The sequence below is a fragment of the Streptomyces sp. NBC_00887 genome (assembly GCF_045207585.1).
This window is the reverse complement of record NZ_CP108788.1, coordinates 8,212,940-8,224,315: the sequence shown is the minus strand read 5'-3', so window position 1 is coordinate 8,224,315 and position 11,376 is coordinate 8,212,940. Positions and strand designations below refer to the sequence as shown.

12 protein-coding genes are annotated in these 11,376 nt (G+C 70.2%); 5 read left to right on the top strand and 7 right to left on the bottom strand.

From position 1 onward, the window contains the following. Positions 1-219 precede the first annotated feature (219 nt). On the top strand, positions 220-1,467 hold the full coding sequence (gene serB, locus OG844_RS37495; protein ID WP_406389153.1) for a phosphoserine phosphatase SerB: 1,248 nt from the start codon (positions 220-222) through the stop codon (positions 1,465-1,467). A gap of 67 nt (positions 1,468-1,534) precedes the next feature. Here the strand turns inward: serB and OG844_RS37490 are convergent, their stop codons facing one another. The 4 genes from OG844_RS37490 to OG844_RS37475 all read right to left on the bottom strand — a co-directional run bounded on the left by OG844_RS37490 (position 1,535) and on the right by OG844_RS37475 (position 3,964). Then, positions 1,535-2,053, bottom strand: a complete 519-nt coding sequence (locus tag OG844_RS37490) for a SixA phosphatase family protein (protein ID WP_384611318.1) — start codon at positions 2,051-2,053, stop codon at positions 1,535-1,537. A gap of 107 nt (positions 2,054-2,160) precedes the next feature. Then, entirely contained in the window at positions 2,161-2,367 is a 207-nt protein-coding gene (locus tag OG844_RS37485) for a hypothetical protein (RefSeq protein ID WP_406389155.1), read from the bottom strand. 146 nt (positions 2,368-2,513) lie between these two features. Further along, positions 2,514-2,633, bottom strand: a complete 120-nt coding sequence (locus tag OG844_RS37480; protein WP_329212505.1) for an SGM_5486 family transporter-associated protein — start codon at positions 2,631-2,633, stop codon at positions 2,514-2,516. 17 nt (positions 2,634-2,650) lie between these two features. Further along, on the bottom strand, positions 2,651-3,964 hold the full coding sequence (locus OG844_RS37475) for a CynX/NimT family MFS transporter (protein WP_406389156.1): 1,314 nt from the start codon (positions 3,962-3,964) through the stop codon (positions 2,651-2,653). Between the two features lie 128 nt (positions 3,965-4,092). On the opposite strand from OG844_RS37475, the gene OG844_RS37470 reads away from it, so the two are divergent. Continuing rightward, on the top strand, positions 4,093-4,767 hold the full coding sequence (locus OG844_RS37470) for a FadR/GntR family transcriptional regulator (protein WP_406389158.1): 675 nt from the start codon (positions 4,093-4,095) through the stop codon (positions 4,765-4,767). Between the two features lie 116 nt (positions 4,768-4,883). On the opposite strand, the gene OG844_RS37465 is transcribed toward OG844_RS37470, so the two are convergent. The 3 genes from OG844_RS37465 to fabG form a co-directional block, all read right to left on the bottom strand. Then, a complete protein-coding gene (locus tag OG844_RS37465; RefSeq protein WP_406396048.1) occupies positions 4,884-5,249 on the bottom strand; it encodes a hypothetical protein in 366 nt (121 codons plus the stop codon). Between the two features lie 148 nt (positions 5,250-5,397). Further along, the gene (gene fabI / locus OG844_RS37460) at positions 5,398-6,165 is read right to left on the bottom strand and encodes an enoyl-ACP reductase FabI (RefSeq protein ID WP_406389159.1); all 768 of its coding nucleotides are present in this window, start codon (positions 6,163-6,165) and stop codon (positions 5,398-5,400) included. A 5-nt stretch (positions 6,166-6,170) separates the two neighbouring features. Beyond that, positions 6,171-6,890 carry a 3-oxoacyl-[acyl-carrier-protein] reductase gene (gene fabG, locus OG844_RS37455; RefSeq protein ID WP_329212497.1) on the bottom strand — a complete coding sequence of 240 codons (720 nt, stop codon included), beginning with the start codon at positions 6,888-6,890 and terminating at the stop codon, positions 6,171-6,173. Between the two features lie 220 nt (positions 6,891-7,110). Here fabG and OG844_RS37450 point away from each other — a divergent pair, with 220 nt between their 5' ends. From OG844_RS37450 to tyrS, 3 genes are all read left to right on the top strand, one after another. Beyond that, positions 7,111-8,634 (top strand): TldD/PmbA family protein, encoded by a 1,524-nt coding sequence (locus OG844_RS37450; protein WP_406389160.1) that lies wholly within the window; start codon positions 7,111-7,113, stop codon positions 8,632-8,634. Next, complete coding sequence (locus tag OG844_RS37445) at positions 8,631-10,025, top strand: metallopeptidase TldD-related protein (RefSeq protein WP_406389162.1); 1,395 nt, start codon at positions 8,631-8,633, stop codon at positions 10,023-10,025. Before OG844_RS37450 ends, OG844_RS37445 begins: the two co-directional genes overlap by 4 nt. Positions 10,026-10,088: 63 nt before the next feature. Next, complete coding sequence (gene tyrS, locus OG844_RS37440) at positions 10,089-11,357, top strand: tyrosine--tRNA ligase (protein WP_406389163.1); 1,269 nt, start codon at positions 10,089-10,091, stop codon at positions 11,355-11,357. The last annotated feature ends 19 nt before the right edge of the window (positions 11,358-11,376 follow it).

Below are 11,376 nucleotides of genomic sequence, written 5' to 3'. Positions count from 1 at the left end.
ACTATTCCAGGAGCAGTCACCGAACGGAAAGCCGGGCGGGTGTAGACAGCGCGGAGGCCTGTGCGGCACCCGGGCCGACTCGGGAGATATCGGACCGGAGCATGGCAACCGGGGCGTCCGGCGCAGACACGTCGGTGCGGCCACCCGGGTCGGGGGTGCTGTCCGCCACTCGGGACGGGCTTCGGGGGCCGTGCGCCGGACCTATACGGTGGAACCACCATGAGCGCACCTCAGTCTCCCCGGTCTCCTGAGCCCCCTGAGCCCCTTCGGGGCACAGACGAACCCACTCTTCTCGTCAAGATCTTCGGGAAGGACCGTCCCGGCATCACCGCCGGGCTCTTCGACACCCTGGCCGCGTACTCCGTCGACGTCGTGGACATCGAGCAGGTGGTCACCCGCGGCCGCATCGTCCTGTGCGCGCTGGTCACCTCGCCGGTCTCGGGCGGTACGACCGAGGGCGACCTCCGGGCGACCGTCCACAGCTGGGCGGAGTCGCTGAAACTGCAGGCCGAGATCATCTCCGGTACGGGTGACAACCGGCCCCGTGGCGACGGCCGTTCCCATGTGACCGTGCTGGGACACCCGCTGACCGCGGAGTCGACGGCGGCCATAGCTGCTCGGATCACGTCGACCGGTGGCAACATCGACCGGATCTTCCGGCTGGCGAAGTACCCGGTCACCGCAGTGGAGTTCGCGGTGTCCGGCACCGGGACGGAGGAGCTGCGGACCGCGCTGGCGACCGAGGCCGCCGGAATCGGCGTCGACATCGCCGTCGTGTCGGCCGGGCTCAGCCGCCGGGCGCAGCGGCTCGTCGTCATGGATGTGGACTCGACACTCATCCAGGACGAGGTCATCGAGCTCTTCGCTGCCCATGCGGGCTGCGAGGACAAGGTCGCCGAGGTGACCGAGCAGGCGATGCGGGGCGAGCTCGACTTCGAGCAGTCGCTGCACGCACGTGTGGCGCTGCTGGCAGGGCTCGACGAGTCGGTGGTGGACAAGGTGCGGACCGAGGTCCGGCTGACACCGGGTGCCCGCACCCTCATCCGTACGCTGAAGCGGCTCGGTTACCAAGTCGGCGTGGTCTCGGGCGGATTCACTCAGGTCACGGACGACCTCAAGGAACGCCTCGGGCTCGACTTCGCCTCCGCCAACACGCTGGAGGTCGTCGACGGGAAACTCACGGGCCGGGTCGTGGGCGACATCGTGGACCGTGCGGGCAAGGCCCGGCTGCTGCGCAGCTTCGCCGAGCAGGCGGGGGTGCCGCTGGCACAGACGGTCGCGATCGGGGACGGCGCGAACGATCTGGACATGCTCAACACGGCCGGTCTCGGCGTCGCGTTCAACGCCAAGCCGGTCGTGCGCGAGGCGGCGCACACAGCGGTGAACGTCCCGTTCCTGGACACGGTTCTGTATCTGCTCGGTATCACCCGCGAGGAGGTGGAGGCAGCCGACGGTCTCGTCGACTGATCCCTCCGGACGCGTACGTACGAAGGGGCCCCGGCACTGTGATGTGCCGGGGCCCCGTGCATCCTGCTCAGTCGTTCGGCGTCCAGTACTCGACGAGCTTGCCCACACCCTGCTCCAGGCCCTTCCAGGATCCGGAGAACTCGACGACGGCATAGGCGGCCGTCGGGAAGCCGTCCCTGGTCATCCGGGCGAGTGTCTCCCCCTCCGCCTGGCCGGACAGCGCGTCCGCGGCACCGTGCATGCCGGGGTTGTGGCCGATGACCAGCAGGTTCCGCACGTCGTCCGGGGTCTCGTTGAACAGGGCAATCAGTTCTCCGAGGGAGGCCTCGTACAGCCTCTCCTCGTACACGGTCCTGGGGCGCTGCGGGAATTCGTGGACCGCGAGCTTCCAGGTCTCGCGCGTCCTGGTGGCGGTCGAACACAGAGCCAGATCGAAGACGGTGCCGGAATCGGCGAGCTTGCGGCCGGCGACGGGGGCGTCTTTCCGTCCCCGCTCGGCCAGGGGCCGCTCATGGTCGGCCGCTTGCGACCATTCCGCTTTTGCGTGCCTGAGAAGGACGATCCTGCGAGGTGTATCGGCGCTCATACACCTCAGCTTCGCACGAAATGCGTGTCCGGGCGCAGGGTGTTGACGTGCTACCCCGTTGAGGGTGAATGACGCCGGGTGACCTGTGCGTGTCTGTCCGGGAGCCGTCAGCCGGAGAGCAGCTCCAGGATGCGCCCGAGCAGCCGTCCGATCGCGGGATCCCCGGTGGCGGCGTGCGCCTGGCCCGGTCCCACGATCAGCAGGAGGAGGGCGGCGAAGGCGACGGCGGGCAGCGCGACGGCCCACCACGGCAGCCGGATCTCCACGCCGTCCGGGGCCGGGCGGTGGGTCCGGGGGTGCATACGGGCCGACATGTCCGCCTCCGTGGGTCCTCGGCACTGAATACCTAGAACCTACGGATCGCGGTGAGGCGGTCCCATCCGGCGACCCACCCACTCGACCCTGAACCTGGCCCCCTAGGGGATGGGGGGCTAGCACCACCCTCGCTCACGCGACCTGCTCAGGAGGGTGAGGCGATCGTGGCGATGACACTGATGACGACCCCGATGAGAAGCATCGCCCCGAGGACGAGGAGAAACTTCTTCTGGCCGTTCTGAGGATTCGGATCGAGCACCGGCATGGGTCCAGTCTCGCATCTCAGCATTCGTCCTCGATCGTCCGGTCCCGTCCTGCCAGCACTCCCGCCACCATCTGCGGCACCATGAGCCCCGCCATCAGGGCGATCGGCAGGCCCCAGCCGCCGCTGTGCTGGTAGAGCACGCCGACGAGCAGCGGGCCCGGGATCGAGAGCAGGTAGCCGGTGGACTGGGCGAAGGCGGAGAGCCTGACCACGCCCGCACCGGTGCGCGAGCGCATGCCGATCATGGTGAGCGCGAGCGGGAAGGCGCAGTTGGCGATGCCGAGCAGCAGTGCCCAGAGCCAGGCGCCGCCTGCGGGGGCGAGGTAGAGCCCCGCGTAGCCGACGAGGCCGCAGCCGCCCAGGACGAGGACGATCGGTCCCTGGTTCTTCAGACGGGCGGCCGCCCGGGGGATCACGAAGGCGAGGGGTACGCCCATGGCCATGGTCACGGCCAGCAGGACACCGGCGGTGCCTGCCGGGATCCCCGCGTCGCGGAAGATCTGCGGCATCCAGCCCATGGTGATGTACGCGGCCGTGGCCTGGAGGCCGAAGAAGCAGGCGAGCGCCCAGGAGGTGCGGCTGCGGGTGATCCTGAGGGCGGGGGCCTGCTGCCTGTGCTTGTCGGCCGGCTCCCCGTGGGCGCTGCCGCGGTCCCGTGCGAGGGCCGTCCAGGGCAGGATCGCCGCGGCGGCGAGGGCGGCCCAGACGGCCAGCCCGGTCTTCCAACTGCCGCCCAGCGCGTCGGTCAAGGGCACGGTGACGGCTGCCGCGAGTGCGGTGCCGAGGGCTAGGGCCATCGAGTAGAGGCCGGTCATGCTGCCGACGCGGTCCGGGAACCAGCGCTTGACGATGACGGGCATCAGGACGTTGCTGACGGCGATGCCCATCAGTGCGAGGGCGCTGGCGGCGAGGAACCCCGCGGTGCTGCCGACGAAGGGGCGGATCAGCAGGCCCGCCGTGATGGCGACCATGCCCGCGCAGACGACGGCGCCCGGCCCGAACCGGCGGGCGAGCCGCGGCGCCATGAAGCCGAAGAGCGCGAAACAGAGCGGCGGTACGGAGGTGAGCACTCCGGCGACGCTGCCGCTCATGTGCAGCCCGTCCCGCACTTCTTCCAGGAGAGGCCCGAGGCTGGTGATGGCGGGCCGCAGATTGAGCGCGGCGAGGACGAGGCCGACGACGACCAGGCGCAGCAGCCACGGGGCGGGTCCCGGTGCCGAGCCCGAGCCCGAGCCGGGTACGGGGATGGCCGCCCGGGAAGCGAGGGCGCTCGGGATGGTTGCGCTCCGGTGGGAGGTGGGGCTCAGGGTCCGGGTTTCGTCGTCGGGCATGAGGCCCATCATAGAATCATGGGATGATTGGTTGTCCACTCCGGGCCTCTCCCTCCTGAGAGAATCCCGGCACCCGCTCCACACAGCAAAACCAGCCCCCGTTCCAAAAACCCCGAGCAAGGAGCACCATGGCGCTGACGTCTCCGCGGCGTTCGGCTCTCGCCGATCAGGTGATTGCCCAGCTGAGAAATCAGATCACTTCGGGCGAGTGGCCCGTGGGCTCACGGATTCCCACCGAGCCCGAGCTGGTCGAGCAGCTGGGGGTCGCCCGCAACACCGTGCGCGAGGCGGTACGCGCGCTGGCGCACAACGGCCTCCTGGACATCCGGCAGGGGTCGGGGACGTACGTCGTCGCCACCAGCGAGCTCGCCGGCGTGATGCACCGCCGCTTCGCCGACGCAGACCCGCGCCACGTCGCCGAGCTGCGCTCCACGCTGGAGTCCTCGGCGGCCCGGCTGGCCGCCGCCCGGCGCACGGAGCGGGATCTGCGCCAGTTGGACGCGCTGATGGCGCGGCGCGAGGCGACCTGGGCCGCCGGGGACGCGGAGGCATTCGTCGCCGCCGACGCGACGCTGCACCTGGCCGTGGTCGCCGCCTCGCACAACGACGTACTGACCGAGCTCTACGCCGACCTGAACGGCCTGCTCCGCGACTATCTGCGCGACGACGTGGGCTCGGAGCTGCGCCCCGAGGAGCACATGGACCACGCACGGCTGGTCGAGGCGATCCGGGCGGGAGACGCGGAGACGGCCGCCGCCGAGGCCGCCAGTCATGCGCTGAACTGTTTGAGGGACCGGGTCTGAGGCTCTGGTGTACTGCGGCTCGGGGCTCCGCAGGTCCAATGGTCCGGGACTCCGGGACTCCGGGACTCCGGGACTCCGGGACTCCGGGACTCCGGGACTTGGGGACTTGGGGACGCTCAGGACCTATGACTGACCCAGGCCGAGCCGACCTCTTTCCAGCACCGGTCCTCGAGGCGCACGGTCCGTCCCGGCTGGACCACGACAGCCTCTCCGTCCGCGTCGACGTCCCACCAGCGGCTGCACTCGGTGTGGAGCTGGACGTGGTCGGTGGTGGAGTCCGGGTTGTGGCAGTAGGCGACGACCCGGGAGCCGTCGACCGAGGTTCGGCATTCGGCGCCCGAAGGTTCCAGGACCGGTGCGAGGGGTGCGGCGGCCCCGGACCCCGCCCGGTTCGCCGCGTTCACGGCGACCGGCGCGAGGAGACCGGCGACGGCAGCCGCTGCGGCCAAGAGGGCCCAGGTTCGGCGACGTGTGGAGCGCAGCACAGCGATCTCCTCCCCACAGCCTGACCAAAAGTCCGGTTCCTCCACATTCTGCGGTGGATCGACCATCTTTTCGACCTGAGACACACGACGGCCGCGTACCGCCCCTCGCGAGGGGCGGTACGCGGCCGTGAGCGGTCTGCGGGACTCAGGCGCCCATCATGTGCACGCCACCGTCGACGTGGATGATCTCGCCCGTCGTCTTCGGGAAGAAGTCCGAGAGCAGCGCCACGACACCGCGGCCGGCCGGCTCGGGGTCGGCCATGTCCCACGCCAGCGGGGAGCGGTGGTTCCAGACGTCCGCGAGCTCGGTGAAGCCCGGGATGGACTTGGCCGCCATGGAAGCGAGCGGTCCGGCGGAGATCAGGTTGCAGCGGATGCTGTCCGTGCCCAGATCACGGGCGAGGTAGCGGGAGGTGGCCTCCAGCGCGGCCTTGGCCGGGCCCATCCAGTCGTACTGGGGCCAGGCGAACTGCGCGTCGAAGGTGAGGCCGACGATCGAGCCGCCGTCGCTCATCAGGGGCTTGCAGGCCATGGCGAGGGACTTCAGCGAGAACGCCGAGACGTGCATCGCGGTGGCGACCGACTCGAACGGGGTGTTCAGGAAGTTGCCGCCGAGCGCGTCCTGCGGCGCGAAGCCGATGGAGTGGACGACGCCGTCCAGCGAACCGAGCTCCTCCTTGACCAGGCCCGCGAGCCGGTCCAGGTGCTCGTCGTTGGTCACGTCCAGCTCGATGACCTTGGCCGGCTTGGGCAGCTTCTTGGCGATGCGCTCGGTCAGTGTCGGCCGGGGGAACGCCGTCAGGATGACCTCGGCGCCCTGCTCCTGTGCCACCTTCGCGGTGTGGAACGCGATGGACGACTCCATCAGCACACCCGTGATGAGGATGCGCTTGCCGTCGAGAATTCCGCTCATGGTGATCAGTGACCCATGCCCAATCCGCCGTCAACGGGAATGACGGCTCCAGTGATGTACGACGCGTCGTCGGACGCGAGGAAGCGCACCGCGGCGGCGATCTCAGCGGGCTGCGCGTAGCGGCCGAGCGGCACCTGGGACACGATGCCCTTGCGCTGCTCATCGGTGAGCGCCTGCGTCATGTCGGTGTCGACGAACCCGGGTGCGACGACGTTGAACGTGATGTTCCGCGAGCCGAGCTCACGGGCCAGCGACCGGGCGAAGCCGACCAGGCCCGCCTTGGACGCCGCGTAGTTGGCCTGTCCCGCCGAGCCGAGGAGGCCGACGACGGAGGAGATGAGGACGACGCGGCCCTTCTTCGCGCGCAGCATCGCGCGGTTGGCCCGCTTGACGACCCGGAAGGTGCCGGTGAGGTTGGTGTCGAGTACCGACGTGAAGTCGTCCTCGGACATCCGCATCAGCAACTGGTCCTTGGTGATACCGGCGTTGGCGACCAGTACCTCCACGGGACCGTGCTTCTCCTCGATCTCCTTGTAGGCCTGTTCCACCTGCTCGGTGTCGGTGATGTCGCACCGGACCGCCAGGCAGCCCGCGTCGGTGAGCGCCTGGGGCGGCTCGCCGGAGCGGTAGGTGATCGCGACCTTGTCGCCGTTGTCGGCGAAGGCGCGGGCGATGGCGAGGCCGATGCCCCGGTTTCCTCCGGTGACGAGAACCGAGCGGCTCAACGGATCACCCTTTCCTTGGCGGTCTGGTACATCGAAACCTATCGGTACCACCCCTCATCCAGGGAATCGGCCTCTGACAGCGCCGCAGTGCCGCGACTGTTGGATCCCTACAGAACGGACCTGCGGGGGCCGGACACGTAAAATCCGGCGCACCCGGGCCCCGGGACCCCCCATGATTCACTGCGGAGACATTTCCAGAGGTGGAGAAGGGGAGGCCCGCGTGGCCCACGAGGTAGATCAGTCGTTTCTGGCCCTGCCACTGCGTGCCCTCGCCGACGCGGCGCTCGCCCGCGCGCGTGCGCTCGGCGCGGTGCACGCCGACTTCCGGTTCGAGCGGGTACGGGGCGCCACCTGGCGGCTGCGGGACGCACGGCCCTCCGGGACCTCGGACACCACCGACCTCGGTTACGCGGTGCGGGTGGTGCACGGCGGTGCGTGGGGGTTCGCGTCCGGGGTGGACCTGACGATGGACGCCGCGGCGAAGGTGGCCTCGCAGGCCGTCGCCATGGCGAAGCTGTCGGCGAAGGTGATCGCGTCGGCGGGATCGGACGAGCGTGTCGAGCTGGCGGACGAGCCGGTGCACGGTGAGCGGAGCTGGGTCTCGGCGTACGAGATCGACCCCTTCTCCGTACCGGACGAGGAGAAGGCCGGGCTGCTCGCGGAGTGGAGCTCGCGGCTGCTGGCGGCGGACGGGGTCGCGCACGTGGACGCCTCGCTGATGACCGTCCACGAGAACAAGTTCTACGCGGACACGGCGGGGACCGTCACCACGCAGCAGCGCGTGCGCGTGCATCCCCAGCTGACCGCGGTGGCCGTGGACTCCACGACCGGCGAGTTCGACTCGATGCGGACCATCGCACCACCAGTGGGACGGGGTTGGGAGTACCTCACCGGCACCGGCTGGGACTGGGACGCCGAACTGGAGCGGATCCCGGGGCTGCTGGCCGAGAAGATGCGGGCGCCGAGCGTCGAGGCGGGGACGTACGACCTGGTCGTCGACCCGTCCAACCTGTGGCTGACCATCCACGAGTCGATCGGCCACGCCACCGAGCTGGACCGGGCGCTGGGCTACGAGGCGGCGTACGCCGGTACGTCGTTCGCCACGTTCGACCAGCTGGGGAAGCTGGCGTACGGCTCCCCCGTGATGAACGTGACGGGCGACCGCACCGCCGAGCACGGGCTCGCCACGATCGGGTACGACGACGAGGGCGTCGAGGCGCAGTCGTGGGACCTGGTCAAGGACGGGACTCTCGTGGGCTACCAGACGGACCGGCGGATCGCGAAGCTGACCGGTCTCGGCCGGTCCAACGGGTGCGCCTACGCGGACTCGCCGGGCCACGTCCCCGTACAGCGCATGGCGAACGTGTCGCTGCGGCCGGATCCGGGCGGGCTCTCCACGGAGGACCTGATCGGCGGGGTGGAGCGCGGGATCTACGTGGTCGGCGACCGGTCCTGGTCGATCGACATGCAGCGCTACAACTTCCAGTTCACCGGGCAGCGGTTCTTCCGCATCGAGAACGGCAGGCTGGCCGGTCAGCTGCGGGACGTGGCCTACCAGGCGACGACCACGGACTTCTGGGGCTCGATGGAGAAGGTCGGCGGGCCGCAGACCTACGTCCTGGGCGGCGCGTTCAACTGCGGCAAGGCCCAGCCGGGCCAGGTCGCGGCCGTCTCGCACGGCTGCCCCTCCGCCCTCTTCCGAGGCGTGAACATCCTCAACACGACGCAGGAGGCCGGGCGATGAGCCGCGTCAGCAAGCCGTACGAGATCGTCGAGCGCGCTCTCGAGCTGTCCACCACCGATGGCTGTGTGGTCATCGCGGACGAGAACTCCTCCGCCAATCTGCGCTGGGCCGGCAACGCGCTCACCACGAACGGGGTGACGCGCGGCCGGACCCTGACCGTGATCGCGACCGTGGACGGCGCCCGGGGGACGGCGTCCGGCGTGGTGTCGCGCTCCGCCGTCACCGCCGACGACCTGGAACCGCTCGTACGGGCAGCCGAGGCCGCCGCGCGCGGGGCCGGGCCCGCAGAGGACGCGCAGCCGCTCGTCTCCGGGGTGCCGGTGTCCGCCGCTTTCACGGATGCCCCCGCGGAGACGGGCTCCGATGTCTTCGCCGCCTTCGCCCCGGCGCTCGGTGACGCCTTCGCCCGCGCCCGCTCCGGCGGCCGTGAGCTGTACGGCTTCGCCAACCACGAGATGACCTCGACCTACCTGGGTACGTCGACGGGGCTGCGGCTGCGCCACGACCAGCCGAACGGGACGCTGGAGCTGAACGCCAAGTCGCCCGACCGGACCCGGTCCGCCTGGGCGGGACGGGCGACCCGGGACTTCACGGACGTCGACCCGGCGGTCCTGGACGCGGAGCTCGCGCAGCGGCTGGGCTGGGCCGAGCGCCGGATCGAGCTGCCGGCCGGCCGGTACGAGACGCTGCTGCCGCCGACCGCGGTGGCCGACCTGCTCATCTACCAGTTCTGGTCGTCGAGCGCCCGGGACGCCGCGGAGGGCCGGACGGTCTTCTCCAGGCCGGGAGGCGGTACGCGGCTCGGCGAGAAGCTCTCCGCCCTGCCGCTGACCCTGCGCAGCGACCCGCACGAGCCGGGCCTGGAGTCCGCACCGTTCGTGATCGCCCACGCGTCCGGCGACGACGCCTCCGTCTTCGACAACGGCCTGCCGCTGGCGCCCACGGACTGGGTCAGGGAGGGCAAGCTGGAGCGGCTGACCACGACACGGCACTCGGCGGGGCTCACGGACCTGCCGCTGGCCCCGGCCGTGGACAACCTGGTGATGGACGGCGGCGGCAAGCGCTCACTGGAGGAGATGGTGGCCGCCACGAAAGGCCGGGCCCTGCTGCTGACCTGCATGTGGTACATCCGGGAGGTGGATCCGGCGACGCTGCTGCTGACCGGCCTGACCCGGGACGGGGTCTATCTGGTGGAGGACGGGGAGGTCCTCGGCGAGGTGAACAACTTCCGGTTCAACGAGTCGCCGGTCGATCTGCTGTCCCGGGCGTCGGAGGCGGGCCGCACGGAGAAGACGCTGCCGCGCGAGTGGGGCGACTACTTCACCCGGGCCGCCATGCCCGCGCTGCGGATCCCCGATTTCCACATGAGCTCGGTCAGCCGGGGCGTCTGACCGTCCTAGACTGAACCGCGTATTCCATCGACCCATCTCGACCCCACGAGGAGCGAAAAGACCGTGACGGACATCGTCGACGAGCTGAAGTGGCGTGGGCTGTTCGCCCAGTCCACTGACGAGGACGCACTGCGCAAGGCTCTCGCGGACGGCCCGGTCACGTTCTATTGCGGGTTCGACCCGACCGCGGCGAGTCTGCACGTCGGTCACCTGGTGCAGGTGCTCACCATGCGCCGGCTCCAGCAGGCCGGGCTGAAGCCGCTCGCCCTGGTCGGCGGGGCCACCGGTCAGATCGGTGACCCGCGGCCGACCGCGGAGCGCACGCTGAACGACCCGGAGACCATTGCCGCGTGGGTCCAGCGGCTGCGCGGGCAGATCGAGCCCTTCCTCGCCTTCGAGGGTCCGAACGCCGCGACGATGGTGAACAACCTGGACTGGACCGCGGGCCTGTCCGCGATCGAGTTCCTGCGGGACATCGGCAAGCACTTCCGGGTCAACAAGATGCTCACCAAGGACTCGGTCGCCCGCCGGCTGGAGTCCCAGGAGGGCATCAGCTACACGGAGTTCAGTTACCAGCTGCTGCAGGGCATGGACTTCCTGGAGCTGTACCGGCGCTACGGCTGCACCCTCCAGCAGGGCGGCAGCGACCAGTGGGGCAACCTCACGGCGGGGATCGACCTGATCCACCGCGTGGATCCGGCTGCCACCGTGCACGCGCTGGCGACCCCGCTGATGGTGAAGGCGGACGGCACCAAGTTCGGCAAGTCCGAGAGCGGGGCCGTCTGGCTCGACCCGGAGATGACGACGCCGTACGCCTTCTACCAGTTCTGGCTGAATGTGGACGACCGGGACATCTCCACGTACATGCGCATCCTCAGCTTCAAGAGCCGTGAGGAGCTCGAGGAGCTGGAGCAGCTCACCGAGGAGCGCCCGCAGGCCCGTTCGGCCCAGCGTGCGCTGGCCGAGGAGCTGACGACGCTGGTGCACGGCGGCGCGCAGTGCGCGGCGGTCATCGCGGCTTCGAAGGCGCTGTTCGGCCAGGGAGATCTCGGCGAGCTGGACGGGGCGACGCTGGGTGCCGCACTGTCCGAGGTGCCGCACGCCGAGGTCGCCGAGCTCGGTCCGGTGGTGGATCTCCTGGTCGAGGTCGGTCTGGCGCCGAGCAAGTCGGCCGCCCGCCGCACGGTCAAGGAGGGCGGGGCCTACGTGAACAATGTGAAGGTCACGGACGGCGAGGCCGCCCCGGCCCGCGAGGAGCTGCTGCACGGGCGCTGGCTGGTGCTGCGCCGGGGCAAGAAGAACCTGGCGGCCGTCGAAGTCACGGCCGGCTGATCCGGCCGACGGCACTCAC

What these genes read in the sequence shown, in the direction of transcription:
- serB (WP_406389153.1), top strand. Translation starts at nt 220, where the DNA reads ATGAGCGCACCTCAGTCTCCCCGGTCTCCTGAGCCCCCTGAGCCCCTT.
- OG844_RS37490 (WP_384611318.1), bottom strand. Translation starts at nt 2,053, where the DNA reads ATGAGCGCCGATACACCTCGCAGGATCGTCCTTCTCAGGCACGCAAAA.
- OG844_RS37485 (WP_406389155.1), bottom strand. Translation starts at nt 2,367, where the DNA reads ATGTCGGCCCGTATGCACCCCCGGACCCACCGCCCGGCCCCGGACGGC.
- OG844_RS37480 (WP_329212505.1), bottom strand. Translation starts at nt 2,633, where the DNA reads ATGCCGGTGCTCGATCCGAATCCTCAGAACGGCCAGAAGAAGTTTCTC.
- OG844_RS37475 (WP_406389156.1), bottom strand. Translation starts at nt 3,964, where the DNA reads ATGCCCGACGACGAAACCCGGACCCTGAGCCCCACCTCCCACCGGAGC.
- OG844_RS37470 (WP_406389158.1), top strand. Translation starts at nt 4,093, where the DNA reads ATGGCGCTGACGTCTCCGCGGCGTTCGGCTCTCGCCGATCAGGTGATT.
- fabI (WP_406389159.1), bottom strand. Translation starts at nt 6,165, where the DNA reads ATGAGCGGAATTCTCGACGGCAAGCGCATCCTCATCACGGGTGTGCTG.
- OG844_RS37445 (WP_406389162.1), top strand. Translation starts at nt 8,631, where the DNA reads ATGAGCCGCGTCAGCAAGCCGTACGAGATCGTCGAGCGCGCTCTCGAG.